The 26,303-nt window shown below is 71.2% G+C and carries 24 protein-coding genes; 19 read left to right on the top strand and 5 right to left on the bottom strand.

Features of this window, described 5'->3' with window-relative positions:
* Positions 1–63: 63 nt before the first annotated feature.
* Positions 64–720 carry a nuclear transport factor 2 family protein gene (locus tag AB0383_RS37105; protein ID WP_366189772.1) on the top strand — a complete coding sequence of 219 codons (657 nt, stop codon included), beginning with the start codon at positions 64–66 and terminating at the stop codon, positions 718–720.
* A 30-nt stretch (positions 721–750) separates the two neighbouring features.
* On the opposite strand, the gene AB0383_RS37100 is transcribed toward AB0383_RS37105, so the two are convergent.
* Together AB0383_RS37100 and eboE are read right to left on the bottom strand one after the other, a co-directional pair.
* The gene (locus AB0383_RS37100) at positions 751–1,443 is read right to left on the bottom strand and encodes an XRE family transcriptional regulator (RefSeq protein WP_366189771.1); all 693 of its coding nucleotides are present in this window, start codon (positions 1,441–1,443) and stop codon (positions 751–753) included.
* A 67-nt stretch (positions 1,444–1,510) separates the two neighbouring features.
* The gene (gene eboE, locus AB0383_RS37095; RefSeq protein ID WP_366189770.1) at positions 1,511–2,713 is read right to left on the bottom strand and encodes a metabolite traffic protein EboE; all 1,203 of its coding nucleotides are present in this window, start codon (positions 2,711–2,713) and stop codon (positions 1,511–1,513) included.
* A gap of 292 nt (positions 2,714–3,005) precedes the next feature.
* Between eboE and AB0383_RS37090 the strand changes: the two genes are divergently transcribed.
* The 5 genes from AB0383_RS37090 (at position 3,006) to AB0383_RS37070 (ending at position 10,063) form a co-directional block, all read left to right on the top strand.
* Positions 3,006–4,067 (top strand): 2,3-butanediol dehydrogenase, encoded by a 1,062-nt coding sequence (locus tag AB0383_RS37090; protein WP_366189769.1) that lies wholly within the window; start codon positions 3,006–3,008, stop codon positions 4,065–4,067.
* A gap of 107 nt (positions 4,068–4,174) precedes the next feature.
* Positions 4,175–5,260 (top strand): ABC transporter permease, encoded by a 1,086-nt coding sequence (locus tag AB0383_RS37085; protein ID WP_364179070.1) that lies wholly within the window; start codon positions 4,175–4,177, stop codon positions 5,258–5,260.
* 12 nt (positions 5,261–5,272) lie between these two features.
* Positions 5,273–6,382, top strand: a complete 1,110-nt coding sequence (locus AB0383_RS37080) for a substrate-binding domain-containing protein (RefSeq protein WP_364179068.1) — start codon at positions 5,273–5,275, stop codon at positions 6,380–6,382.
* Positions 6,383–6,392: 10 nt separating this feature from the next.
* Positions 6,393–8,906: an ATP-binding cassette domain-containing protein gene (locus AB0383_RS37075; protein WP_366189768.1), complete on the top strand. Its 2,514-nt coding sequence runs from the start codon at positions 6,393–6,395 to the stop codon at positions 8,904–8,906.
* Between the two features lie 32 nt (positions 8,907–8,938).
* The gene (locus AB0383_RS37070) at positions 8,939–10,063 is read left to right on the top strand and encodes an SDR family oxidoreductase (RefSeq protein ID WP_366189767.1); all 1,125 of its coding nucleotides are present in this window, start codon (positions 8,939–8,941) and stop codon (positions 10,061–10,063) included.
* A gap of 55 nt (positions 10,064–10,118) precedes the next feature.
* On the opposite strand, the gene AB0383_RS37065 is transcribed toward AB0383_RS37070, so the two are convergent.
* The gene (locus AB0383_RS37065) at positions 10,119–10,817 is read right to left on the bottom strand and encodes a cupin domain-containing protein (RefSeq protein ID WP_366189766.1); all 699 of its coding nucleotides are present in this window, start codon (positions 10,815–10,817) and stop codon (positions 10,119–10,121) included.
* A gap of 170 nt (positions 10,818–10,987) precedes the next feature.
* On the opposite strand from AB0383_RS37065, the gene AB0383_RS37060 reads away from it, so the two are divergent.
* Genes AB0383_RS37060 through AB0383_RS37040 form a run of 5 tightly spaced genes read left to right on the top strand, consistent with a single transcriptional unit; the run spans position 10,988 to position 16,122 of the window.
* Positions 10,988–11,767: a glucose 1-dehydrogenase gene (locus AB0383_RS37060; RefSeq protein WP_364179060.1), complete on the top strand. Its 780-nt coding sequence runs from the start codon at positions 10,988–10,990 to the stop codon at positions 11,765–11,767.
* A 59-nt stretch (positions 11,768–11,826) separates the two neighbouring features.
* Positions 11,827–13,212 (top strand): Xaa-Pro peptidase family protein, encoded by a 1,386-nt coding sequence (locus AB0383_RS37055; RefSeq protein WP_364179058.1) that lies wholly within the window; start codon positions 11,827–11,829, stop codon positions 13,210–13,212.
* Between the two features lie 14 nt (positions 13,213–13,226).
* The gene (locus AB0383_RS37050; protein WP_366189765.1) at positions 13,227–14,207 is read left to right on the top strand and encodes a zinc-binding dehydrogenase; all 981 of its coding nucleotides are present in this window, start codon (positions 13,227–13,229) and stop codon (positions 14,205–14,207) included.
* 8 nt (positions 14,208–14,215) lie between these two features.
* The gene (locus AB0383_RS37045) at positions 14,216–15,268 is read left to right on the top strand and encodes an alcohol dehydrogenase catalytic domain-containing protein (protein WP_366189764.1); all 1,053 of its coding nucleotides are present in this window, start codon (positions 14,216–14,218) and stop codon (positions 15,266–15,268) included.
* A complete protein-coding gene (locus AB0383_RS37040) occupies positions 15,265–16,122 on the top strand; it encodes an NAD(P)-dependent oxidoreductase (protein ID WP_366189763.1) in 858 nt (285 codons plus the stop codon). Before AB0383_RS37045 ends, AB0383_RS37040 begins: the two co-directional genes overlap by 4 nt.
* Before the next feature lie 72 nt (positions 16,123–16,194).
* Here the strand turns inward: AB0383_RS37040 and AB0383_RS37035 are convergent, their stop codons facing one another.
* The gene (locus AB0383_RS37035) at positions 16,195–17,127 is read right to left on the bottom strand and encodes an LLM class F420-dependent oxidoreductase (RefSeq protein ID WP_364179050.1); all 933 of its coding nucleotides are present in this window, start codon (positions 17,125–17,127) and stop codon (positions 16,195–16,197) included.
* Between the two features lie 88 nt (positions 17,128–17,215).
* Between AB0383_RS37035 and AB0383_RS37030 the strand changes: the two genes are divergently transcribed.
* The gene (locus tag AB0383_RS37030) at positions 17,216–17,608 is read left to right on the top strand and encodes a MerR family transcriptional regulator (RefSeq protein WP_366189762.1); all 393 of its coding nucleotides are present in this window, start codon (positions 17,216–17,218) and stop codon (positions 17,606–17,608) included.
* A gap of 212 nt (positions 17,609–17,820) precedes the next feature.
* Entirely contained in the window at positions 17,821–18,150 is a 330-nt protein-coding gene (locus AB0383_RS37025; protein WP_366189761.1) for a hypothetical protein, read from the top strand.
* 15 nt (positions 18,151–18,165) lie between these two features.
* On the opposite strand, the gene AB0383_RS37020 is transcribed toward AB0383_RS37025, so the two are convergent.
* Positions 18,166–18,963, bottom strand: a complete 798-nt coding sequence (locus tag AB0383_RS37020) for a methyltransferase domain-containing protein (protein WP_366189760.1) — start codon at positions 18,961–18,963, stop codon at positions 18,166–18,168.
* 128 nt (positions 18,964–19,091) lie between these two features.
* Here AB0383_RS37020 and AB0383_RS37015 point away from each other — a divergent pair, with 128 nt between their 5' ends.
* The 6 genes from AB0383_RS37015 to AB0383_RS36990 all read left to right on the top strand — a co-directional run bounded on the left by AB0383_RS37015 (position 19,092) and on the right by AB0383_RS36990 (position 26,302).
* A complete protein-coding gene (locus tag AB0383_RS37015; RefSeq protein ID WP_364179044.1) occupies positions 19,092–20,270 on the top strand; it encodes an acyl-CoA dehydrogenase family protein in 1,179 nt (392 codons plus the stop codon).
* Positions 20,267–21,445, top strand: a complete 1,179-nt coding sequence (locus AB0383_RS37010; RefSeq protein WP_366189759.1) for a CaiB/BaiF CoA-transferase family protein — start codon at positions 20,267–20,269, stop codon at positions 21,443–21,445. Before AB0383_RS37015 ends, AB0383_RS37010 begins: the two co-directional genes overlap by 4 nt.
* 198 nt (positions 21,446–21,643) lie before the next feature.
* Positions 21,644–23,239, top strand: a complete 1,596-nt coding sequence (locus tag AB0383_RS37005; protein WP_366189758.1) for a class I adenylate-forming enzyme family protein — start codon at positions 21,644–21,646, stop codon at positions 23,237–23,239.
* Positions 23,236–24,111: a cyclase family protein gene (locus tag AB0383_RS37000; RefSeq protein ID WP_366189757.1), complete on the top strand. Its 876-nt coding sequence runs from the start codon at positions 23,236–23,238 to the stop codon at positions 24,109–24,111. The genes AB0383_RS37005 and AB0383_RS37000 overlap by 4 nt, the downstream gene beginning before the upstream one ends.
* Positions 24,108–25,322 (top strand): acetyl-CoA hydrolase/transferase C-terminal domain-containing protein, encoded by a 1,215-nt coding sequence (locus AB0383_RS36995; RefSeq protein ID WP_366189756.1) that lies wholly within the window; start codon positions 24,108–24,110, stop codon positions 25,320–25,322. The genes AB0383_RS37000 and AB0383_RS36995 overlap by 4 nt, the downstream gene beginning before the upstream one ends.
* Positions 25,319–26,302 (top strand): phosphotransferase family protein, encoded by a 984-nt coding sequence (locus tag AB0383_RS36990; protein ID WP_366189755.1) that lies wholly within the window; start codon positions 25,319–25,321, stop codon positions 26,300–26,302. The genes AB0383_RS36995 and AB0383_RS36990 overlap by 4 nt, the downstream gene beginning before the upstream one ends.
* Position 26,303: the final 1 nt, after the last annotated feature.

Here is a 26,303-nt window from a genome sequence, read left to right as displayed (position 1 = left end):
CGGTTTCCGGTCGGTGGAAGCCGGCCGTCGACATTCCGCGCAGGGCGGGAAATGGTGGGGCGCATGCCTCTCCACAACGAGCACGACACCGACGGTTCGGCGAACGAGCAGATCCGGAAGGTCGTCGAGGACTGGGCCCTGTACCGCGACTCCGCGCAGTGGGACAAGTTCGCGACGGTCTGGCACACCGACGGCTGGATGACCGCGACGTGGTTCCAAGGCCCGTTCACCGAGTTCATCGAGGTGAGCCGAGCGGCCTTCGACCGGGGCGGCCAGATCCTGCACTTCCTCGGCGGCTTCACGTGCGAGGTCGCCGGTGACCGGGCGATCGCCCAGACGAAGATGAAGATCGAGCAGCGGGCGCGGGTCGACGAGACGCTCGTCGATGTGACGTGCACCGGGCGGTTCTTCGACTTCTTCGAACGCCGTGACGGGCGCTGGGGAATCGTTCGCCGACAGCCGATCTACGAGTCCGACCGGATGGACGTCGTCGACCCGGCCACGACTCTCGACCTCGACTCGGCCGTGCTGGCGAGTTTCCCGGCCGGCTACCGCCACCTCGGCTACCTGCAGGAGGACAACGGCTACCGGGTCATGCGTGACCTCCCCGGGCTGCGCGGACCGGCGGTCGAGGTGCTCTACGCCGAGGGCTTGGGCTGGCTCGACGGCTCGGCGAGCCCGGGCGTCGTCCGCAGCGACGACCGCGGCGGCGCTTCGTGACGCTGCCGGGTCCGGCGCTTGCGGGTGGGTTCAGCGAGCCGGTTTCCGGCCGTGGACGAACCAGATCGCCTCGGCCGGGCCGTCGCCGCGGTTGGTGAGGCGGTGGGGGGTCGTCGAGTCGAAGGCGATGGAGTCGCCGGCGTGGAGCTGGTAGGTGTCGAAGGCCAGGGCGACTTCCAGCGTGCCGCTGATGATGTAGCCGTATTCGATGCCCGAGTGGCGGGTGAGCTTGTCGTCGGGGACGGAGCTGCCGTCGACTTCGTAGCGGACGTGCAGGAAGTCCACCGTGCTGTCGTGGATGGAAGACAGCTGCTCCCACGTGACGCCGGAGTCGAGGACGAGCTGGCGCCGTTCGCCGGGGCGGAGCAGGGGGCTCTGCTGCTCCTCGGGACTTTCGTTGAGCTTCGCCAGCGCGCCGTGGAAGCTGTGCTTCTCGACGCCCGCCTCCGGTGCGGGCGCGGGCGGTTCCTCCGCCCCCGCACCGGCGGCGCTGCTGAACAACTCGTCGATGGAGACGTTGAGGGCGCTGCAGATCGCGTACAGGGTCGCGACCGAGGGCTGGGACTTGTTGTTCTCGATCTGCGACACGAACGCGGCCGAGTACCCGAGATCGCGCGCGAACTGGCGCAACGACAGCCCGGACGCCTGCCGGCGCGCCCGCAGCTGCTCTCCGAGGTTCGCGGACTCGGAGTGCTCCGCCGCCGGCTCGTGCTTCGCTGCCACGTCTCGCTCCTCGCGCCGTCGTTTGTCAGTGTTCACTATAGCTTGACGCTCTCGCCGCGAGAGCGGCTCAAGCGGTGAGCCGGTCGCGCACGAACTCCAGCTCCCGCACGACGTAGTCGGTGATGTCGCCGCTCTTGAGGTGCTCGGGCAGGACGTCCCAGGTGTAAGTCTCGATCTCCAGGTGCGACGACTGCGGCTGCGCGCGATGGCGGTCCAGGGCCTGTTCCAAGGCGAACCGGGTGGTGCGGAACGGGCCGAGGTCGTCGAGGAAGACCGGCACGTGGAAGTGGGTGCGCCATTCGCGCGCGCCGCCGGGGTCGCGGCGCCAGGCGGCGATCGCGTCGGAGAGGTTGAGGTGGCGGGTGACGGTGCCCTCGCGCAGCTCGGATGTCTGGCTCAGGTAGATGGTGCGGGTGAACCGCTCCAGCTCGCGCACCACCTCGTCGGTCACCTCGGGCACCCACAGCGCGGCGGCCTGCTGCAGCTTGAACACGGGCACGCCGGCGCCGGCGAGCAGGTCGAGCGAGGCGGGGATGTCGTCGAACTCCACGGCCTGGTGCCCGATGTCGAACACGATCCCGACGTGGCGGCGCAGGGCGCCGAAGGCTTCCGCGAGCGGCAGGTCGGCGAGGCCCGAAAGGGTTTCGGCCGCGGCCCGGGAGTACAGCCGTGAGCTGAAGTAGCGGACGGTCTCCTCGATGGTTTCCAGGTAGCAGAACGGTTCCGGCTCGATCGCGAGCTTCACCCGCCGGCCGGTACGGCGTTCGAGGGCAACGAGGTGGGCGACGACGCGCAGGACGTTGCGGGTGAACAGCTCCACGTACGCCTCGCCGGTGACCTTGGGCCGGTAGGCGAGCGGCACGGTCTGGATGGTCGGCTCGACCCCGGCCGCGGCGATGTCGGCGAGCACGTCGGCCACGCGCGTGGTGTAGGCGACGCGCTCTTCGGTGCTCCAGTCCGGTTCGTACACGTTCTCCATCACCGAACGGCCCTTGAACGGCCCGTGCGGAAACGCGTTGACGGTGTAGACGTAGAGATCGTTGTCGGCCAGGTACTTCTTCAGCCGGTCACGCTCGGGGCCGTCATCTGCGAGCCGGTCGGCCGACGCGCCCGAGATCCGCAGTGACACCCCGAACGGCGCGTCGGGCGAGACCCGGCGCTTCACTTCGGGGACGTAGGTCTCGAGGCTGGCGCTCATCTCGTCCCAGGTGTCACCCGGGTGCACGAGGGTCGAATAGGACAGGTGGCCCAGACGCGTGCCGAGGTCCATGAGGTTCCTCCGGGGAAGGCGGCAGAGGGAGTGCCGGAAGTGCTGCGGTGACGCGCTGCAGCAGACGTTTGCTCCAAGTGAACAGTCCGAAACCCAGTGCTGTCAAGGACTGTCGCCTTTGACCTGCGTATCTGCCAAAGTTGTTCGTTGACTCTTGACTCACTGGCCGGTTCATTGTTCACTACCGCTGTACAGCGTCGTCGAACGGGAGTGAACCCGGCGAGTATCGACGCCGTGTCCACGCCCGGATCCCGGCTGCGCGGGTTTCCGGAGAACCTACGAGGAGTTCAGCATGCGCGCCGCGGTCTTCCACGACAAGCACGACATCCGGGTCGAGGACATCCCGGAGCCGGCCGGGGTCGGCGCGCGGCAAGTGCGCGTCCGTCCCTACCTGTGCGGGATCTGTGGCACCGACCTGCACGAGTACGCCACCGGGCCGATCGTCATCCCGACCAGCCCGCACCCGCTCTCGCACGCCGCGGCGCCGCAGGTGCTCGGGCACGAGTTCTCCGGGCAGGTGCTGGAAATCGGTACCGAGGTCACCGGCGTCCGCGTCGGCGACCGGGTTTCGGTGATGCCGCTGATCTACTGTGGACACTGCTACTACTGCCGCCGCGGGCTCAACCATCTGTGCCCGAGGATGGCCTGCACGGGACTGAGCTGGGACGGCGGCGGGATCAGCGAGCAGGTGGTGGTTCCGGAGCACCAGATCTCGGTGCTGCCGGAATCGGTGTCGGACGTGCAGGGCGCGCTCGTCGAGCCGGCCGCGGTCGCCGCGTACGGCGTCGACCGCACCGGCTTCACCTCCGGCGACAGCGTCCTGATCACCGGCGCCGGGCCGATCGGCGCACTCGCCGCGCTGTACGCCCACGCGTCCGGAGCGGCACAGATCTTCGTGAGCGAGCCGAACGCGCGCCGCCGGGCCCTGCTCGAAGCGCTCGGGGTCGCGACCGTGCTCGACCCGCTGGCCGAGGACGTGCCGGAGGTGGTCCGCGCGCTCACCGGCGGGATCGGGGCCGACGTCGCCGCCGAGTGCTCCGGCTCGGAGGCCGGTCTCGCCACGGCGCTGGGCAGCCTGCGCTCCCACGGCACCGCGACGCAGGTGGGCCTGCACGTCCGGCCCGCCACGATCGACCCGATGGCGCTGTCGCAGCGCGATCTGAGCCTGGTCGGCACGTGGTGCTACCCCGTGTTCGACTTCCCGCGCATCATCTCGCTCGTCGCGACCGGCCGCTTCCCGGTGGAGCGCGTGCTCACCGAGGTGATCGCGGTCGACGACGTCGTCGCCGGCGGGTTCGACCGCCTGCTCGACCCCGAAGGCGACGCGCAGAAGCTGCTCGTCCAGGTCGGCTGACTCGGACCACCTGTGCACCACAACCGTTTCCCACTGTCCGCAAGACCTTTGTGGACACACTTCGTCCTGCCCTGCGACCCGGTGCGCTGCACCCGAGGAGCGATCCGATGAGCGACACGACAAGGGGTTCCGTGGTCGTCACACAGTCGGCCCCGTCGCCCGCCCCGGCTTCGGGGACCGACCGCCCGCCCGGCCGGCCGAGCCTCTGGCGGCAGACGACGGCGCAGCGTGCCTCGCGTGGCCTCGTGACGATCCTCGTCGCGACCGCGCTGCTGTTCCTCGTGAGCCTGCTGCTGCAGCCCGAGAGCCTGGGTCGCAGCTCGCTGCAGGGGATGCTGCCCTTCGCCGCGGTGCTCGCCGTGGTCGCGCTCGGGCAGACGCTGGTCGTGCAGCAGGCGGGAATCGACCTGTCGGTGCCTGGCACCGTGTCCTTGAGCGTGATCATCGTGACGCACTACCCCGCCGGTGACAACGGGAAGCTGCTCCCCGCGGTGCTGCTCGCCTACGGCGCCGCGCTGGCGGCGGGGCTGCTCAACGGCCTCGTCGTGAGCCGGCTGGGGATGTCGGCGATCGTCACGTCCCTGGGCACCAACGCGTTGCTGTACGCGGTGGTGCTCGGGATCTCGGGCGGCTCGCCGGTGACGACCACGGACACGCTGCACTCGCTTGTCACCGGCCGCTTCCTCGGCCTGCCCTACGCGGTCTACATCGCCGTCGTCCTCGTCGCGGTGACCGGCTTCGCGATGAAGCGCACCGTGCCGGGCCGCCGGTTCGAGGCCGTGGGCGACAACCCGGAGGCAGCGGGGCTGGCGGGCCTGCGCGTGCGACGCCACCAACTCGCCGCCTACGTCTGGGCGTCGCTGCTCTACGGCACCGCGGGCATCCTCCTGGCCGGCATCGTCACCACGCCGGGCGCGTTCCAGGGCGACACGCTGCTGCTGCCATCGGTCGCGGCCGTCGTGCTGGGCGGCACGTCCCTGCTCGGCGGCAAGGGCAGCCCGGTCGCCAGTGCCATCGCCGCCTTGTTCCTGTCCCAGCTCGACCAGTTCGTGCTGACGCTCGGCGTCAGCGCGGCGACGAACAACATCGTCCAGGCGCTCGCGCTCGCCGCGGGTGTCGCCGTCTACACCGTGAACTGGGCCGCCGTGCGCGGCTGGTTCCGCCGTGTCCCCGCTCCCCGGACCCAGCAGTAGGAAGGGTTTTCCATGTCTCCCCAGCCCCTTCGCCGGTCGTTGCTCGCCGGCTTGGCCTCCCTCGCCCTCGTCACCACCGCCTGCACGGTGGACGACGGCGGCTCGACCAGCGCCGAGGGCGGCAAACCCGCCAACGCGAACGCGCCGGCCTGGTGCGGTTCGAAGCAGGTCACCCTCGGCCTGGCCGACGGCTTCGGCGACAACAACTGGCGCAAGGTCACCACGGCCGAAGCCAAGGCCGAGGTCGCGAAGTGCCCCAGCGTCACGTCGTTCACCTACACCGACGGGCAAGGCAACACCCAGAAGGCCATTTCGGACATCCAGGGCCTCGTCGCCAAGGGCACGCAGGCGATCGTGGTCTTCCCGGACGCGGGCCAGGCGGTGCTGCCCGCCCTGCGCAGCGCGTACAAGGCGGGCGTGGTCACCGTGCCCTACCGGGTCAACCCGGGCGGGACGCCCGGCCAGGACTACGACGCGTTCGTGAGCACGAACTTCGAGCAGGCCGGGGTGCTGTGGGGCCAGTGGCTCGTGAAAGCGCTCAACGGCAAGGGCAAGGTCCTCAACCTCGGCGGCCCGGCCGCGAACTCGCAGAGCCTCGACGAGTACAAGGGCATGCAGAGCGTGCTCAAGGACCACCCGGGGATCCAGTTCGTCGGCACCACGCCGTACGAGGTGACCAACTGGGACGCCGCGCAGACCCAGCGCGTGATCACCGCGGCGCTGGCCAAGAACCCGGAGATCGACGCGATCACCACCGACTTCGGTGCCGCGCTGGCGAGTTCGTTCTCCGCGTTCACCTCGGCCGGGCGCAAGATCCCGGCGATCGCGACCGAGGACGCCAACCAGCTCGCCTGCAACTGGCAGCAGCAGAAGGACGCCGGCAACCCGTTCAAGCTGTTCACCGTCTCCTCGCAGAACGCGATGTCGCGCCTCGCGATCGACGTCGCGGTGGCCAAGGCGACCGGCGGTGTGGTGCCGAAGGACCTGGTGTACCCGCAGTCCGCGTTCGAGGACTCGATCTCCGGGCAGCCGCACCCCGTCACGTGCGACAAGGAGCTCCCGAGCGACGCGTTCGTGTCCAGCTCGCTGTCCAAAGCGGACCAGACCGCGGCCCTGAAGTAGGAGAGGAACCATGACCGAAGTTGCGGCACTGAGCCTCTCCGGGGTGTCGAAGAGCTACGGGCCCGTGCGGGCACTGTCGGAGGTATCGCTCGACGTCTTCGGCGGCCGGGTGCACGCGCTGCTGGGTGAGAACGGCGCGGGCAAGTCCACGCTGATGGGCGTCGCGTCGGGCTCGACCCGGCCCGACGAGGGCACGATCACGGTGGCCGGGGAGCCGATCGCGGCCCTGACGACCGATCGGGCGAGCCGGCTCGGTATCGCGATCGTGCACCAGCACCCCGCGGTGCTGGCCGACATGACGGTCGCGGAGAACATCCGCCTCGCCGTGCCCGCCGAGCGGATGCCGGCCGGCACCCCGCGCGTGTGGATGGTGGAACTGCTGCGCCGGGTCGGTTCGGACCTGCGGCTGCAGGACCGGGTGGCCGACCTCGGCGTCGCGCAGAAGCAGCTGCTGGAGCTGGCGAAGGCCATCGCGCTGGAGCCGAAGGTGCTGATCCTCGACGAGCCGACCGCGCCGCTGGGCGCGGAGCAGACCGAGATCCTCTTCGACCAGGTGCGTCAGGCCACCGCACGCGGCACGGCGGTCGTCTACATCACCCACCGGCTCGCCGAGGTGCGCGAGATCGCCGACGAGGTCACGGTGCTGCGCGACGGCCGGGCGCGCGGGCACTCCGCCGTGGCCGACCTCACCGACGACGAGATGCTGCGGTTGATCGTCGGGCGCGAGCTCGCCTCGGCGTTCCCGGAGAAGGGCACGAATCTGGCCGACGCGAAGATCGCGCTGGAGGTCGAAGGCCTGTCCGGCGAGGGTTTCCACGACGCGCGGCTCGTCGCGCACCACGGGGAGATCGTCGGGCTCGCCGGCATCGTCGGCAACGGCCAGAGCGAGTTCCTGCGCGCGCTGGCCGGGCTGCGCCCGTCGACCGGGCGGATCGTGCTCGACGGCGTACCCCTGCGGGGCCGGGCCCTCGTGAGCTCGACCGCGTACATGCCGGCTGACCGCCACCGGGAGAGCCTGCTGCCGGCGATGTCGGTGCGGGAGAACGCGGCCGTGAGCGCGTTGCCCTCGTTCGCCAGCGGGGGAGTGGTCTCCGGCGAGCGCGAACGAGCAGGAGTGGACGCCGAGCTGGCCAAGCTCTCGGTCAAGACCGCCTCGCGCGAGACGAACGTGATGGCGCTCTCGGGCGGCAACCAGCAGAAGGTGGTGATGGCGCGCGCCCTGCTCGCCGCCCCGCGGCTGCTGCTGGCCGACGAGCCGACCCAGGGCGTCGACGTCGGCGCCCGGTCGGAGATCTACACGATCATGCGCGACATCGCGGCGTCCGGGGTGCCGGTGGTCGTGGTGTCGTCCGACGCCAAGGAGCTGGAAGGGCTCTGCGATCGGGTCGTGGTGTTCTCCCGCGGCCACGTGGTCGCCGAGCTCACCGGCGAGGACGTGACCGAGGAGAAGATCACCGGCTCGGTCGTCAACGCCACCACGCTGCGCAGGGACGAGCCCTCGGCGAAGAAGGCCGCGCCGGCCAAACCGGCTCCGTCGACCGGGCGGACCCCGATGGCCGAGCGCCTGCGCGACCTGGCCAAGGGCGACTACGCACCGAGCCTCGTGCTCGCGCTGGTCATCGTCGCGCTCGGCGGCTACACCTTCGCCCACAACGTGCGGTTCCTCGCGCCGTTCAACGTCACCTCCCTGCTGACCCTGCTCACCGCGCTCGCGTTCATCAGCCTGGGCCAGACGATCGTGATCATGACCGGTGGGATCGACCTGTCGGTCGGTCCACTCGCCGGGCTGCTCGTGGTGATCGCGTCGTTCTTCGTCACCGATGGCCACTCGCCACTCCTCGTGGCGCTCGCGTTCGTGATCATGCTCGTGGTGGCCGTCGGGTCCGGGGTGCTCAACGGGGTGCTGATCCGCTTCGGCGGGTTCACCGCGGTGGCCGCGACCCTGACCCTCTACATCGGACTGCAGGGCGTCTCCCTGCTGCTGCGGCCGTTCCAGGGCGGGTTCATCAGCACGTCGGTCACCGACGCGATCACCGCGACGGTCGGGTTCGTGCCGATCGCGTTTCTCGTGGCGGTCCTCGTCGCCGTCGGGCTGGAGCTGGCGCTGCGGTTCACCGCCTGGGGCCGCGGCCTGCGGGCGGCCGGCTCGAACGAGGGGTCCGCGCGGCGCCTGGGCGTGAAGGTGAACCGGGTCCACGTGCTGGCCTACATCGGCTGCGCCGTCCTGACGTTATTCGGCGCGCTGCTGCTGATGGCCCAGATCGGCGTCGGCGACCCGACCCAGGGCGTGAGCTACACGCTCTCCAGCATCACCGCGGTCGTGCTGGGCGGCGCGAGCCTCGCCGGCGGGCGCGGGTCGTTCATCGGGACCCTGCTGGGTGCCGCGCTGATCCAGGAAGTGCTCAACGCGACGACGTTCCTGAACCTGAGCCAGAGCTGGCAGTACTTCTTCCAGGGAATCCTGATCCTCGTCGCGGCGGCGATCTACACCCGGGTGCGCCGCCGGACCCCGGCCCTGGTCTGAACTCGCACCACCCCCAGCAGAAAGAGGAGACAGTGACCGAAACAGCACTTGTCGTCGGGGTCACCGGCATCGCCGGGGCCGCGGTGGCCACCCGGCTGGTCGAACGCGGCTGGGCGGTGACCGGGGTGTCCCGCCGCAGCGAATGCGGCATCGCCGGAGTCCGCTCGGTCCGTGCCGACCTGGAGGATGCGGCCGCGCTGAGCGCCGCGCTCGCGGACACGAAACCGACGCACGTCTTCCTCACCGCGTGGTCGCGCCAGCCGACCGAAGCGGAGAACATCGACGTCAACGCGGGCATCGTGCGCAACGTGCTCGCGGCGGCCACCGCGGGCGGCGCCGTGCGCCACGTCGCCCTGATGACGGGGCTGAAGCACTATCTCGGGCCGTTCGAGGCGTACGCCGCCGGGGTCACGCCCGACACGCCGTTCCACGAGGACGAGGCTCGGCTCGACGTGCCGAACTTCTACTACGCGCAAGAGGACGAGCTCTTCGCGGCCGCCGAGCGCCACGGCTTCACCTGGAGCGTGCACCGGGCGCACACCGTCATCGGCCACGCCGTCGGCAACGCCATGAACATGGGGATGACGCTGGCGGTCTACGCGGCCGTCTGCCGCGAGACCGGGCGGGACTTCCGCTTCCCCGGCTCGGAGGTCCAGTGGAACGGCGTCACCGACATGACCGACGCCGGGCTGCTGGCCGACCAGATGGTGTGGGCGGCCACCGACGAGAACGGGCGCGACGAGGCGTTCAACATCGCCAACGGCGACGTGTTCCGCTGGCGCTGGATGTGGCCGCGCCTCGCGAAGCTGCTCGGCGTCACGCCGGCCGGGTTCGACGGCAAGCCCGCTCCGCTGGAGGAGCAGATGGCCGACGCCGCCGGAGTCTGGCGCCGGATCGCCGAGCGCCACGGGCTGCGCGAAGCGGACCTCACCCGCGTCGCCTCGTGGTGGCACACCGACAGCGACCTGGGTCGGCCCATCGAATGCCTCACCGACATGAGCAAGAGCCGCAAGGCCGGGTTCACGGGCTACACCAGCACACTGGACTCCTTCGCCCGGCTCTTCGAGACCTTGCGCGCGGAGCGGATCATCCCGCCCGCCACGCCCGAATCAAGCACAGTCGAATCAAGCACAGCGGAATCAAACGCCGCGGAATGAGCACAGCGGAATGACCACAGTGGACGCAATGCGCGGGACACGCGCTCCGGCTCGGTCAGCGCTCGTCGCTCGTCGCCGGGAGCGGTTGGCCGAGCAGCTCGAACAGTTCGGCCGGCGGCTCGGCGAGCCAGTCGCGCGGGCGGCCGGAGCCGGTGCGGCCGACGACGAACCACAGCCCCCGCGCGAGCGCGTCGGTGTGGTTGACATAGAGGTGCGGGCGCTCGGAGTGGAAGGAGAACGAGTCGCCGGCGCGCAGCACGTGCTCGTCGGACTCGAACCGCAGCGTGAGCTCGCCGTCGAGGAGGTAAGCGTGCTCCCTGCCCGGGTGGCGCATCAGCCCGCCGTCGACGGAGCTGCTCGCGCCGGGCTCGTAAGCCACCAGCAGCGGTTCGACCGACCGCGAGCCGTCGATCGCCAGGCGTTCCCAGCGCACGCCGTTGTCCATGTCCAGCACCGGGTTGTCGGCCGCGCGCTGGATGGTGGTGCCGGCCTCGCCGGGCTCGAGGACGACCGGGCGGCTACCGGGCTCCGTCGTCGTGCGGCGGCCGGCGACCTCGAGGCCGAGCACTTCGTCCAGCGACAGGCCCAGGTGGCTGACCAGCGTGTAAAGGGTGCTCACGGACGGTTGCGACTTGCCGGTCTCGACCTGCGACAGCAGGCTCGCCGAGAGCCCCGTGGCCAGGGCCACCCCGCGCAGGGTGCGCTTCTGCCTGATCCGCGCTTCGCGCAGGGCAGGGCCGATCCGGTCGTCCACGGTGCCGCTCCCGTTCCGTTCACGGCGCCATCGCCGACTGTTCACTCGATCATACGTTCGTGCGTTGTGGCTGTACACACGCCTGGGTGCGACCTGCGCAACATCCCAGATCGGCGGCGTTTCGTTCAGCGGGAGCGAACGTCGAGCGTCTCGACGAGAGGAGCGTGGCCATGCCGGCTCGGCTGACCGACAGGACCGTGGTGGTGACCGGCGCGGGCCGGGGGATCGGAGCCGCCCTCGCCCGGGGGATGGCGGCCGAGGGTGCGGCGCTGGTCGTCACCGACCGCGACGAGCCCGAAGCCGCCGCGGTGGCGCAGTCCATTCGCGACAGTGGCGGGCGCGCCGTGCACCGGCGCGTCGACGTCGTCGACCGCGAAGACGTCCGCGCCGCGATCGACCTCGCCGTGAGCGAGTTCGGCCGGCTCGACGCGTACTTCAACAACGCGGGGTTCAACGAGCCCGAGAAGTTCCTCGACATCACCGAAGCCGTGTGGGAGCGCATCTTCCGCGTCAACGCGTTCGGCGTCGTGCTCGGCAGCCAGGAGGCGGCCCGCCAGTTCATCCGGCAGGGCGGTGGCGGCAAGATCGTGAACACCGCCTCGATCGCCGGGCGCCAGGGCTTCGCGAGCTTCGCGCCCTACTGCGCGAGCAAGGCCGCCGTGATCTCGCTGACCCAGTCCGGCGCGCGGGCGCTGGCCGGCCACGGCATCACCGTCAACGCGTTCGCGCCCGGCGTGGTGCGGACCCCGTTGTGGGACAAGCTCGACCGCGACCTCGAGCGCATCGGGGAGGGCGACTCGGGGTTCGCCGCGATGGCCGGGGACATCCTCCTCGGCCGCCCGGCCGAACCCGAGGACCTCGTGCCCACGGCCGTGTTCCTCGCCGGCCCCGACTCCGACTACATCACCGGGCAGGTGATCCCGATCGAGGGCGGGATGGTCCTCGTCTGAGGCCGCTCCGCTCGTCACACGTTCCCGGCGGTCCACCGCCGCGGGGGAAAGGAAAACTCATGCCGATCGCCACGTTCGGGCCCAACGCCGTCGACTGGGAGACCCGGATCGACCACGAACGCCTGCGCACGCAACGCCTGCAGCGCCTGCGCGAGCAGCTGGACAAGTCGAGCCTCGGCGCCGTCCTCGCGTTCGACTTCGCCAACATCCGCTACATGTCCGCCACCCACATCGGCACGTGGGCCATGGACAAGCTCATCCGGTTCTCCCTGCTGACCCGCACCACTGACCCGATCGTGTGGGACTTCGGGTCCGCGGCCAAGCATCACGAGCTCTACAACCCGTGGCTCGCCACCACGACCGCCGAGGCCGACGCCGACCCGCACGCGCCACACCACGGCGCGGTCCGGCCGCGCGCCGAGTCCGGGGCCCGCGCCGGGATCTCCACGCTGCGCGGCGCGTTCCACCCGGACGCGGGCATCGCCGACGAGGTCGCCGCGAAGATCAAGCGCGAGCTGGAGAAGTTCGGGCTGCTCGGCGAACCGCTCGGCGTCGACGTGATCGAGCTGCCGATCCTCGCCGCCCTGCAGCGAGCGGGTGTCACGGTCACCGACGGGCAGCAGGTCTTCATGGAGGCCCGGCGCGTGAAGACCGCCGACGAGATCTCGTTGCTGACCCAGGCGGCCTCGATGGTCGATGCGGCCTACGACGACCTGTACCAGTTCCTGCGCCCGGGCGTGCGGGAGAACGAGTGCGTGGGGCTGGTCTCGAAGTCGCTCTACGACCTCGGTTCGGAGTATGTGGAGGGCGTCAACGCGATCTCCGGCGAGCGCTGCTCGCCGCACCCGCACGTGTTCTCCGACCGGCTGATCCGGCCCGGTGACCCCGCGTTCTTCGACATCCTGCACAGCCACCAGGGCTACCGCACCTGCTATTACCGCACGTTCGCGGTCGGTTCGGCCAGCCGGGCGCAGCGTGACGCCTACGTGCGGGCCCGCGAGTACATGGACCACGCCATCGCGCTGGTGCGCCCGGGTGCCACGACGGCGGACATCGTGTCGGTGTGGCCCACCGCGCAGGAATTCGGGTTCGCCGACGAGGAAGCCGCGTTCGCGCTGCAGTACGGGCACGGCGTCGGGCTGTCCATCTGGGAGAAGCCGATCTTCTCGCGCCTGGTCTCGCTCGATCACCCCGAGGTGCTGGAGGTCGGCAACGTGTTCGCGCTCGAGACCTACTGGCCCTCGGCCGACGGCATCGGTGCGGCCCGGATCGAGGAGGAGCTCGTGGTGACGCCCGAGGGCTGCGAGGTGATCACCAAGTTCCCGGCCGAGGACCTGCTGGTCGCGGGACCCCGGTACATCGCCGTGAACGGCCCGCTGTCGACCGCGCGCGAGTCCCAGTCGCACCTCAACACCCCCGCTGGCCGCGGCGAAGCCACCGCCTGAGAAGGAGCGAGATCATGAAAGCCCTGAGGTTCACCGCGGCGGACACGGTGTCCGTCGACGAGTTGGAGGTGCCGCGGATCGCCGCCGACGAGGTGCTCGTCGCGGCCCGCTCGGTCGGCATCTGCCACTCCGACATCGAGCTGCTCGAAGGCCGGTACATCATCCCGTTCTCCTACCCGGTGATCCCGGGCCACGAGTGGTCCGGCGAGATCGTCGAAACCGGCGCCGACGTCACGGAGTTCGCGCCCGGTGACCGCGTGGTGGGCGAGTGCGTGATCGGCGACGACCACTTCGGCTTCTCGATCAGCGGCGCGGCGGCGGAGTTCTTCGTCGCCAAGCCCGCGTGGCTGCACCGGCTGCCGGATTCGCTGTCGTTCACCGACGGCGCGCTCGTGGAGCCGTTCAGCTGCGGTTACCACGCGCTGATGAAGGCGGGCAATGTCAACGCCAGCGACACGGTGGTGGTGTTCGGCGCCGGTCCGATCGGGCTCGGCGTCACCGCCGGTGCCGCGGCGCTGGGCGCTCGCACCATCACCGTCGAGCCCGCGCCCGGGCGCGCGGAGGCGGCGCGCAAGCTCGGCGCCGAGGTCGTGCTCGACCCGACGGCCGGGCCGATCGCGGAGCAGGTGGCCGAGGCGACCGGCGGCGTCGGTGGCACCGTGGTGATCGAGGCGACGGGGCGGCCGTCGGTGATGGCCGACGTGCTGGAGGTCGCCGCGCACGGCGCGCGGGTCGTGTACGTCGGCATCGACGTGGGCGGCAGCGCGCCGGCCGCGCTGGGTCTCATCCAGTCGAAGGAGCTGAGCATCCGCGGCATCATCGGTTCGCCGGGGGTGTGGCCGGAGACGCTGCGGTTCCTCGCCCGCGCCGGGCTCGACCTGTCCGACCTGGTGACCGGCCGGTTCCCCCTGGAGCGGGCCGCGGCGGCGATCGCCGCCTCGCGCGACACGGCGAAGAACATCAAGGTGCACCTCGAGTTCGGGGCCGCGCGGTGACTCCGACCATGCGGGCAGCCGTCTACCACGGCCGCCAGGACGTCCGGATCGAAGAGGTGCCGTTGCCCCGGCTTCGCGACGGCGAGGTGCTCGTCGCCGTGCGGCGCAGCGGGATCTGCGGTTCGGACGCCACGGAGTGGGCGGCCGGCCCGAAGATGGTGCCGCTCACCCGGCGCCACCCCGGCAGCGGGCACCTCGGTCCGATGATCATCGGCCACGAGTTCGTCGGCGAGGTCGTGGACGCCGGCGAGGGGTTCGCCGCGGGCGATCTGGTGGCCGCCGGCGCCGGTGTCTCTTGTGGACAGTGCGATCGCTGCGGTGAGGGCCGCACCAACCTGTGCCGCCGGTATTACACGCTCGGGCTCAACGCCCCCGGCGGGCTCGCGGAGTACGTCGCCGCTCCCGCCGGCATGCTCCGGCCGATCCCGGCCGGGGTTCCCCTCGACCACGCCGGGCTGGCGCAGCCGCTGGCCGTCGGCCTGCACGCCGCGCGGCGGGCGGGCGTCCGCCCGGGTGACTCCGTGGTGATCATCGGGGCCGGTGCCATCGGCTCCTTCGTCCTGGCCGGGCTGCGGCACCTGGACGACGCCGACGTCACCGTCGTCGACTTCGCCGGCGACAAGCTGGAGCGGGCCGCGCGGCTCGGCGCCACCCGGACCGTGGACGCGGCGGGCGACGTCGTCGAGGCGGTGCGGGAGCTGACCGGTGGGCGTGGCGCCGACGTGGTCATCGAGGCCAGCGGCGCGCCGGGGCAGTTCGAGAACGCGCTGCGGATGGTCACCGACGGCGGGCGGATCCTCGCCGTCGGCCTGCCCAAGCAGGCGCCCGCGGTGGACTTGTTCGGCCTGGTGCTGCGCGAGATCACCGTCGAGTCGACGGTGGCGCACGTGTGCGGAGCGGATCTGGTGCCGGCGTTGGCGATCCTTTCCGCCGGCGTGCTCGGCGCCGAGCTGCTCGACTCGGTGATCGGGCTCGACGACCTCACCGATCGCGGCCTCAAGCGGCTGGCCGCCGGGGGCGTGGACGGAAAGGTCCTCATCGACCCGGGGAGGCGCTCGTGAAGGTCGCGGTGCTGGGCCTGGGCGCGATGGGCTCGCAGCTGCTCCTGCGGCTGGTCGACAGCGGCGTCGACGTCGTCGGCTGGAACCGCGATCCGGAACGCGCGCGGCGAGCCGGGATCGCGCCGGACCGGGTCGCGCCCTCCGCGGCCGACGCCGTGACCGGGGCCGACGTGGTGATCGCCATGCTCGCCGACGGGCCGGCCTTGCGGGCCGTGCTCACCGGAGTCGTCGACGCGCTCGCCGAGAACGCGCTGGTGCTGGACATGGGCACCTCCGGGCCGACGATCGCGCGCGAAGTGGCGGAAACCCTGGCCGGACACGGGATCCGGTTCGGCGAGGCCCCGGTTTCCGGGTCGGTCGGCGCGGCCCGCGCCGGGTCGTTGACGATCATGTTCGGCGGTGCGGCAGAGGACTTGTCCGCGGCCGCACCGGTGCTGCGGTTCCTGGGCGGGCGGACCATCCACATCGGACCGGTCGGCACCGCCTCGACGTTGAAGCTGTGCGTCAACGCCCTGCTGCACACCTTCAACGCCACCCTCGGCGAGGTCCTCGGCACCGCGACGCGCGCGGGCATCGACCTGCGCACGGCCTACGACACGATCGGCGAGTCCGCCATCGCCGCCCCGTTCGTGCGCTACAAGCGCGACGCCTTCCTGTCCGAGACCAACCCCCCGGTGGCCTTCGCGGTGGACCTGGTGCGCAAGGACCTCGAGCTGTTCCTCGACGCGGTTCCCGACCCGGCGCGGCAGAGCCCGACGGTGCGGACCGCCGTCGAGGTCGTGCACCGGGCCCAGTCGGCCGGACTCGGACAGGAGGACATGGCGACGCTCGCGCGGCTGTACAACGTGAGCTGAGGGCTCCGGCGCTGGTCAGGCGTTGGCCGCGGAACCGGTTGCGACGCCGGTCAGACGCCGGTCAGACGTCGGTCAGACGTCGGCCCGGTCGCGGATTTCCACGGCGGTCTCGAGCATCTGCCGGGTGCTGGTGAACCAGTCCTGCAGGTTCAGATCCACGATGAGCTCGTCCGCGCCCGCCTCGGCGGCCGTGTGGACGTCTTCCAGGATCTGGTCGAGGGTGCCGACGAACGCGGTGCGGTCGGGGCCGGCCGGGCGGTCGGTGAAGGTGACGTTGCCGACCACGACCATCTCCATCCGGCTCGCGTCGCGGCCGTGGTCGGTGGCCAGTTCCCGGATGCGGTCCCAGCCGGTGCGCAGTTCGGCGGCGCCGGCCGGGCCGGGAGTGGTGAGCAGCGGCAGCCAGCCGTCGGCGCGCTCGGCGATGCGCCGCAGGGCGCGGGAGTCGCCACCGCCGCCCAGCATGACGGGGATCTTCGACACGGGTTTGGGCAGGACCGCCGCGTTGTCGATGACCGTGCGAGCGCCGCGGAAAGTCACCGGGTCGGGGCCCCACGCGGCGTCGAAGACGTCGAGGGTCTCGTCGAGGATGCGGCCGCGGTCGGCGCGGGTGGTGCCGGCGGCCTGGAGCTCGTCGGTGGACCAGCCGGTGCTCAGGCCCGCGATCACGCGGCCGCCGCTGAGCTGGTCGACCGTGGCCAGCTCCTTCGCCAGCTGGATGGGCAGGTGGAGCGGGGCGACCAGGACGGACGTGCCGAGGCGCACCGTGCTGGTCACCACCGCGGCGGCGGTGAGCACGGCCAGGGGGTCGGCGGCCTGCCGCGACGCGGCGGGCCACGGCGTGTTCGGCACCGCGTACGGTTCGAGGGGCTTCTCCGGGAAGAGCAGCCGTTCGTAGGTCCACAAGCCGGCGTAACCGGCCGCTTCCGCCGTGCGGGCCGCTTCGACCACGTCGTGCCGCAGGTCCACACCCAGTCGTTGGGGCAGGCGGAGTCCGAGCTTCATGGCAGTTCTCCGAGCGAGTCGTGATTGTCCTGACAGGACCGAGTCTGAACTTTCACATCGGTGTGAAGGTCAATGTAGTCTCGGACACATGAGGATCGGTGAGCTCGCGGAGCGCACGGGCGTCTCCACCCGGCTGCTGCGCTACTACGAGGAACAGGGCCTGCTCGCGCCCAGCCGCGGCGACAATGGGTACCGCGAGTACACCGAGTCGCACGTCGACGTCGTCCGGCAGATCAAGGGGCTGCTCGACGCGGGGCTGCCGACCCGCATCATCGAACAGCTCCTGCCGTGCCTGGACAAGCCGCAGACCATCTACGTCCCCGACGTGACCCCCGAGATGATCACCACCCTGCGCCGCGAGCAGGACCGGCTGACCGAACGCATCGAGTTCCTGACCCGCAACCGGGACGCGATCGCCGATTACCTCGACGCCGTCGTCAGTGTCAAGGCGGCGAACGCCGGGAGCAGGGCCACGTCCTGAGCCTCCCCGGGCGCCGGCGGCGAAGCGGTCCTGAGTTCTGCGCGGTGTGCCGGGCCGTCGCGCGGACGTGTCCGGTGGGTGCCCGGGCCGGCTCCAATGGAGCAGCGCTGTGACGTTCCGCTGGCTTTCGCTCACTCGCCCGATGAATTGCCGGTAATTCTCCCGCGCTTCTACGCTGGAAAAGGTCGAGATCCTCGTGCCTGGGAGGAATTGTGCGTCGGAAGTTGCTTGTTCTTGCCGCGGTGTTGTTTTCTTTACTCGGTCTGTCCGCCGTTCCCGCGGCGGCGAGCGGTGACCAGTTCGCGCCGGCGAGCTGTTTCGGGGAGCGGTACAGCATTTTTTTCGGACAGGGCATCAGCGTCGCGTGCCTGCCCGGTGAACGTCACGGTTACCGCGTGATCGCCCACTGTGCGAGCGGAAACGCGTTCTGGTTAGCGGCGGGTGATTTCGTCCCGTATGGATTCGGCCCGGCGACCGCGGAATGCAACGGCGCGCTGCTCGTGCCCGCGAGTGTGGTCGCGTATCAGGTCGACGAAATCTGATTTCTCGCGCGGACTTTACGCGACGGCCACGATTTCGCCGTGCAGCACGGAAAACCAGCCGTCGGGGTCGTCGACCCAGCGGCGCCACGCCGTGGAGATCTCCTCCAGTTCGGCCGGCTGCGCGAGGCCGTCGCGGAGGATCTGGGTGGTGGTGTCGGAGTTCAGGACGCGGTCCGCCCACATGCCGCCCCAGTAGGCGCGGTCTTCGGGTGTGGCGAAGCACCACGTGGCGGACGACGGGACAACGTCGGTGAAGCCCGCGGCGTGGGCCCAGGTGAGCAGCCGCCGGCCGGCGTCGGGCTCGCTGCCGTTGGCGCGGAAGGCTCGGCGGTAGAGCTCGAGCCAGCGGTCGAGCGTCGCGTCCGCGGGGTGCCAGGTGAAGGCCTGGTAGTCGGCGTCGCGCGCGGCGACGAGACCGCCGGGGCGGCACACGCGGCGCATTTCGCGCAGGGCCCGCACCGGGTCGGCGACGTGCTGCAGCACCTGGTGGGCGTGGACGACGTCGAAGCTGTCGTCGGGGAAGTCGAGCGCGTGGACGTCGCCGACCACGAACTCGACGTTGCCCAGGCCGCGCCGGGTGGCCTCTGCTTCACCGAGCCGGCGGGCCGCCTCGGTGATCTCGACGCCGGTGACCCGGCCCGGAGCGACCAGTGCGGCGAGGTCGGCGGTGATCGTCCCGGGTCCGCTGCCGATGTCGAGCAGCGCCTGCCCGGGCGCGAGCCGGGGCAGGAGGTACGCGCACGAGTTTTCGGCGGTCCGCCAGCGGTGTGAGCGGAGCACGGATTCCTGGTGACCATGGGTGTAGGACGTCACATCGTGAGCTTAGCTCAGCTTCTCAGTGAGCGGGACGCCGTTCTCGTCATGTGGACGATCGGCGAAACGGAATCGTGCGGCTGGGCGGGGCTGGGCGATGTGCGGCCGCTCGGCGGATACTGATCGCCATGTACCTGGGCAACCCCGACGTCCCCGACGACGTGTTCGCGGCCGTCCTCGGTCAGATCAACGACTTCGTGCGCACCCGCGTGATGCCCCGCGAGGCCGAGATCATGACCACGGACGCCATTCCCGCCGATCTTCGGGCCCAAGCCGCCGAGATGGGGTTGTTCGGGTACGCGATCCCGCAGGAGTGGGGCGGGCTCGGCCTCGATCTCGTGCAGGACGTCGAGGTCGCCATGGCGCTGGGGTACACGTCGCTGTCCCTGCGCTCGATGTTCGGCACGAACAACGGCATCGCGGGCCAGGTCCTGGTCGGGTTCGGCACCGAGGAGCAGCGCGCGCGGTGGTTGCCGGGCATCGCCTCCGGCGAGATCGTCGCCTCGTTCGCGCTCACCGAACCCGGCGCCGGGTCGAACCCGGCGGGCCTGCGCACCGCCGCCGAGCCGGACGGCGACGGGTGGGTCATCGACGGCGGCAAGCAGTTCATCACCAACGCCACCGAGGCCGGCCTGTTCGTCGTGTTCGCCCGCACGCGGCCGGCGTCGGAGTCCGGCACGGGCATCGCCGTCTTCCTCGTGCCGGCCGACGCGCCGGGAATCACGGTCGGCCCGAAGGACGCCAAGATGGGGCAGGAGGGCTCGCGCACCGCGGAAGTCACCTTCACGGGGGTCCGCGTCGGCCCTGAGGCCCTGGTCGGCGGAGACGGCGAGGTCGGGTACAAGGCCGCGATGACGTCGCTGGCCCGCGGCCGCGTCCACATGGCCGGGCTGGCCGTCGGGGCCGCGCAACGGGCGCTCGACGAGTCGGTCTCCTATGCCGCCACCGCGACCCAGGGCGGCACGGTGATCGGGGACTTCCAGCTGGTGCAGGCGATGATCGCCGACCAGCAGACGGGCGTGCTCGCCGGCCGGGCGCTGGCCCGTGAGGCCGCGCGCCTGTACGTGACGGGGGAGGACCGCCGGATCGCGCCGTCGGCGGCGAAGCTGTTCTGCACCGAGATGGCCGGCAAGACCGCCGACCTGGCGGTGCAGATCCACGGCGGCAGCGGCTACCTGCGCGAGATCCCGGTCGAGCGCATCTACCGCGACGTGCGGCTCATGCGGCTCTACGAGGGGACCAGCGAAATCCAGCGGCTCATCGTCGGCGGCGGGCTCGTGCGCGCCGAGAAGAAGAAGCAGTCGTGACGCGCCCGCTCGAAGGGGTCACCGTCGTCGCCGTCGAGCAGGCCGTCGCCGCTCCTCTGGCCACCCGCAACCTCGCCGACCTCGGTGCCCGCGTGATCAAGATCGAGCGCATCGACGGTGGCGACTTCGCGCGCGGCTACGACCACGTCGTCCACGGCACCGGGGCGCATTTCGTGTGGCTCAACCGGGGCAAGGAGTCGATCGCGCTCGACCTGAAAGTGCCGGAGGGCCGCGACATCGCGCGCCGGCTCGTCGCCGGCGCGGACGTGTTCGTGCAGAACCTCGCCCCTGGTGCCGCCGACCGCCTCGGGTTCGGTGATCTGCGCGCCGAGCACCCGGAACTGGTCGTGGTGAACGTGTCCGGCTTCGGCGCCGGCGGGCCGATGGAGCAGCGCAAGGCCTACGACATGCTCATCCAGGCCGAGGCCGGGCTCATCGCCATCACCGGCACGCCCGAGACGCCGGCGAAGACCGGCATCCCGACCGCCGACATCGCGTCGGGCATGTACTGCTCGCAGGCCGTGCTGGCCGCGCTGCTGCGCCGCTGGCGCACCGGCGAGGGCGCCACCATCGAGGTCTCGATGCTGGAGGCCACCGTCGAGTGGATGGGCTACGCGCTGTACACGCAGATGTACGCCGGCACCCAGCCCGCCCGCATGGGGCTGAGCCACAGCTCGATCGCCCCGTACGACGCTTTCCCGACCAGCGACGGCCAGATGCTGATCGGCGTCCAGAACGACAGCGGCTGGCGCACCCTGGTCACCGCGGTACTCGACGCGCCCGAACTCGCCGACGACCCGCGGTTCACCACCAACGTCGACCGCGTCGCCCACCGCGCCGCCTGCGACGCCGCGGTCGCCGCCCACACCGCCCGCTGGACCAACGCCGAGCTCGACGAGCGCCTCGCCGCGGCCGGCGTTCCCGCCGCCCAGCTCAAGGAAGTCGGCCAGGTCGTCGACCACCCCCAGCTGCGCGCCCGCGACCGCTGGCGCAAGGTCGGCACCGAGTTCGCCGAGATCGACGCCCTGCTGCCACCCGCGACCTTCGCCGACGTCGAAGCCCGCATGGGCGACGTTCCCGCGCTGGGCCAGCACACGCGCGCCCTGCTCGCGGAGTCCGGTGTGGACGCCGACGACGTCATCGCCCGCGGAATCGCAGGCCCGCCCCGGGCGTGAGGTGCCGGCTGTCGCCGGACTTCGTCGTGGCCCTGCGAACCCGTTGGTACCCAGCGGTGGTTCCAGGGCCGGCGTCGTCGTGCCCGCGGCAGGCTCTCGCCGCAGCTGCCGATCGTCTTGACTCTCTCGGCGCGCGGCCGGTAGCTTACGGATATACGAATTTCGATTCGAGATTACGAAAGTGACGATGATGTCGCGATGACCACGACGCCTGCTGCCGAGACCCTGCCCGACCTGCTGCGCGCGGGTGCCGCGGCCGTGCCGGGGCGGGAGGCGTTCGTGGTCGGCGGCGTGCGGCTGACGTACGCGCAGCTGAACGAGCGAATGGACGACGCGCGCAGGGCGTTGCAGGGGATCGGCGTCGGCGAAGGGGACGTCGTCGCGTTGCTGGCGCCGAACGATACCGCGTGGGTGCCGGTGGCGTTCGGGGCGATGGCGGCCGGGGCGCGGGTCGACGCGTTCAACACGTGGGTCAAGGCCTACGACATCGAGTACCTGCTGACCAGCTCGAAAGCGTCGGTGCTGGTGATGGTGGACCGGGTACGGGGCAACGACCTCGTCGGCGAGCTGCGGAAACTGGTACCGGACCTGGGGAAGCCGGGGGAGGTGTTCCCGGAGCTGAGGCACGTCGTCGTGCTCGGCGACGACGTGCCGGACGGGGCGCTGGCGTGGGCCGATCTGCCGAAGCCGCCGGCCACCCCGGCGAAACCCGAGCCCGGTGAACCCGCGTTCGTGCTCTACACCTCGGGTTCGACGAAGAACCCCAAGGCCGTCCCGCTGTGCCACCGCGACCTGATCCTCAACGGCTTCCACATCGGCGAGCGCATGGGTCTGTCCGCCGACGACCGCGTGTGGTTCGGCTCCCCGCTGTTCTGGAGTTTCGGCTGCGCCAACGCGCTCATGGCCACGATGACGCACCAGGCGTGCTTCGTGCTGCAGGAGCAGTTCGAACCCCGAACCGCGGCCGAGCTGATGGCGGCGGAGCGCGTGACGGCCGCGTACCTGTTGCCCGCCATGGTCGACGCGCTCGCCAACGGACCGGCGGAGCACGTGCGGGCGGTGGAGTCGCTGCGCACCGGGCTGACCATCGGCCGCCCCGAAGAAGTCGAGCGCGCGATCACGCAGCTGGGCATCAGCGAGATGTGCAACGTCTACGGCTCGACCGAGACCTACGGCAACTGCTGCGTCACCGACCACCGCATGCCGCTCGGGACGCGCCTGAGCACGCAGGGCGAGCCGCTGACCGGCGTCGAGATCCGGGTGGCCGACCAGGAAACCGGCGCGCTGCTGCCCGCGGGCCAGCCGGGGGAACTTCAGGTGCGCGGCCGCCTGACGCCGGGCTACCTCAACGACGACGAGGCCAACGCGGACGCCTTCACCGGCGACGGCTGGTTTCGCACCGGCGACCGCGGAGTGGTCAACGCCGAGGGCACGGTCTCGTTCATCGGCCGGATCACCGACATGATCAAGACCTCGGGCATCAACGTCTCCCCGGCCGAGGTCGAGAGCTTCCTGTCGGGCCATCCGGACGTGGCCGAGGCCGTGGTGCTCGGTGCGCCGCACCCGAGCCGCGACGAGGTCGTGGTGGCGTTCGTCGTGGCGCGCGGCGGAAAGCTCACCGCGCAGGAGGTGATCGCCCACTGCAAGGAGCGCATCGCGGGCTACAAGGTGCCGTGGGCGGTGGCGATCGTCGACCGGCTGCCGAAGACCGGCACCGGCAAGCTCGTCCGCCGGACGTTGCGCGACGAGGCGGAGAAACTCGTGCAGGACAAGCTGAAAGCAGGCACGCCATGACGGGCAACTGGGGCCGCTGGGGCACCGGCGACGAGGCCGGCGCGCTCAACCTCGTCACCCCCGACGTCACCCTCCGCGCGGCCGGGCTCGTGCGGTCGGGCCGCACGATCGGCCTCGCCCAGCCGCTCGGCCCGGCCACCGCGTCGCCGCGTCACCGGCCGGGGCCGATGCGGTTCATGAACCGCGACGCCGGCGACTACGCCCTGGGTGCGCGCACGCCGGGCGGCTTCCGGTTCGCCGAGGACACCGTGCAGTTCCCGACGCACAGCGGCACCCACGTCGACTCGCTGTCCCACGCGTGGACGGGCGAGGAGATCTACAATGGACACTCGCAGGCCTCGACGCGGACCACGCGCGGCGCCCAGCGCTGCGGTGCCGAAAAGCTGCTCCCGGTCGTGACGCGCGGGGTGCTCGTGGACCTGGTGGCCGCGACCGGCGGCCCGCTGGAGCCGAGCGCCCCCGTCGGGGTCGACGAGCTGCGCCGGGGCATGGCGGAGACCGGTGTCACGCCCGAAACCGGCGATGCCGTGCTGATCCGCACCGGCTGGCTGGAAACGCAGGGCCGCGGCGGTGACTACTTCGCGGACGAGCCCGGGATCACCGAGGAAGCCGCGCGCTGGCTGGCCGACCGCGACGTCGCGCTCGTCGGTGCGGACAACTACGCCGTGGAGCAGCAGTCGGCGACCAGCGGGTTCCCCGCGCACCTGCTGCTCCTGCACCAGCACGGCGTGCCGCTGCTGGAAAACCTCGAGCTGGCCGGGCTCGGTGACGCGCTGGCGGCCGATTCGCGGTCGACGTTCCTGTTCGTCTTCGCCCCGATCCCGCTCGTCGGCTCGACGGCCACCCCGGTCACGCCGGTGGTCGTCCTGTGACCGCGGACGACAGCTGGCTCACCGGCGTCCTGAAACCCGGCGATCTCGTCGTGGTCGCGCAGGGCACCGGCGAGCCGACACCCCTGCTCGAACAGCTGGTGCGGGCGGCCCCGCCCGACGTCGAGGTGTTCGTCGGGCTCAGCCACAGCAGCGCGCTCACCGGCGCGGCCGCCCGTGAGCTGCGGCTGGTGTCGTTCGGGGCACTGGGCCCGCTCGGCCGGCTCGCCGCGAACGGCACCGTCTCCGTGATCCCGTGTCACTTCCGCGACGTCCCGCGCGCCCTCGCGAGCCGCAACCCCGAGCAGATCGTGGTGGCGCTGCAGGTGTCGAGCGCCGACGAAACCGGGCACCACAGCCTCGGTCTGTCCGTCGACTACACCTACGACCTGCTCGGCCGCGCCCGCGCCGTCGTCGCAGAGGTCAACGACCGTCTGCCGCACACAAGCGCGCCCCGCGTGCACTCCTCGCAGCTGACGGCGACCGTGCCCAGCTCCCGGCCGATGCCGACGATCACGGCCGGCGCGACCGGGCCGGTGCACGAAACGATCGCGCGGCACGTCACCGGCCTGGTGCCCGACGGCGCGACGATCCAGCTCGGCGTCGGCACGCTGCCGTCGGCGATCGGCCGGGCGCTGGAGTCCCGTCGCAACCTGCGCGTGCACTCGACGCTCGCCGGTTCCTGGCTGCTCGATCTCGCCCGCTCCGGCGCGCTGAGCGACGAGCCGGGCACCGTGACGATCTGCGAGGCCGCCGGCTCCGCGGAACTCTACGAGTGGGTGGTCGAATCCGGGGTGCTCGTGCGACCCGTCTCGGACCTGTCACGGCCGGGCGCGTTCGCCGACGTCGACCACTTCGTGGCGATGAACTCCGCGCTGCAGGTGGATCTCACCGGTCAGGTCAACGCGGAGGAGCTCGGCTCCGGCTACGTCGGCGGGATCGGCGGCCAGCCCGACTACCTGCGCGCGGCCCAGCAGTCGCGGGACGGCTGTTCGGTCGTGATGCTCCCCGCCACGACGGGCGACGGCACCCGGTCCCGCATCGTGCGCGGCTTGCACGCCGGCGCCGTCACCACACCACGGTCCCATGTCGACGTCGTCGTCACCGAACACGGGATCGCCGATCTGCGCGGCAAAAGCCTCACCGAACGAGCCGCCGCCCTCATCGCCATCGCGGCCCCCGGCCACCGTTCCTCACTGCGGGAGACGCCATGACCAGCACGCTCGACGAGCAGCTGCACGAGTTCCTCTCGGCGCAGCTCGGCTCGGCCCCGAAGATCGTCGACCTGACCCGCGCCGGGCTCGGCCGCTCGCGGGAGAACTGGGTGTTCGACCTCGTCGATCCCGCCACGGACGAACGCGAGCCGCTGATCCTGCGCCGCGACCCCGAAGGCGGCCTGGTCGACACCGACCGCAGCACGGAGTTCGCCGTCCTGCGCGCCCTGGAACCGAGTGGGCTCCCGGCGCCGCGGGCCCGCTGGCTGGACTCGGACGGCCGGTGGCTCGGCAAACCGTCGCTGATCATGCGCCGCGAGCCCGGCGACTGCGACTACCGCGTGGTCAACGGTGACCGCCCGCTCGCCGAACGCACCGACCTGGCGCGACGGTTCTGCGAACTGCTGGCCCAGGTCCACTCCGTCGACTGGCGCTCGACCGGCCTCGGCGCCGTGCTCGAAGATCCCGGCGAGCATGCGGCGCTGGCCGAGGTGAACCGCTGGGAGGCCGTGCTGCGCCAGGACCAGCTCGAAGCACTGCCCGAAGTGGACCTTGCTCTCGCGTGGCTGCGCGAGCACGCTCCCGCGTCGTCGCGAACCGTGCTCGTGCACGCGGATTTCAAGCCCGGCAACATCCTGCTGCAAGGCAACAGCATTTCCGCGCTGCTCGACTGGGAGCTCGCGCACCTCGGCGACCCGCTGGAAGATCTCGGCTGGGTCGTGCAGCCCCTGCGTCGCCGCGAGCACCTCATCGAGGGCGTGTGGGAACGCGCCGATCTCGTCCGCCACTACCGCGAGACCACCGGCCTCGACGTCGACGAGACGGCGCTGGAGTGGTGGGTGGTCTTCTCGACCTTCAAAACCGTGGTCATGCAGGTCAGCGGGCTCCGGGCCTTCCTCGACGAGCGCAGCGACGAACCGTACCGCCCGACCCGACGCGTGCTGCGGACCCTCCTGACCGCGATCGCCGAAAGGAGCTGAC

It is taken from the genome of Amycolatopsis sp. NPDC051373, from assembly GCF_040689465.1.
Classification (GTDB): domain Bacteria; phylum Actinomycetota; class Actinomycetes; order Mycobacteriales; family Pseudonocardiaceae; genus Amycolatopsis.
Note: the sequence above shows the minus strand (reverse complement) of the source record. Positions and strands in the feature narration are given on the sequence as shown.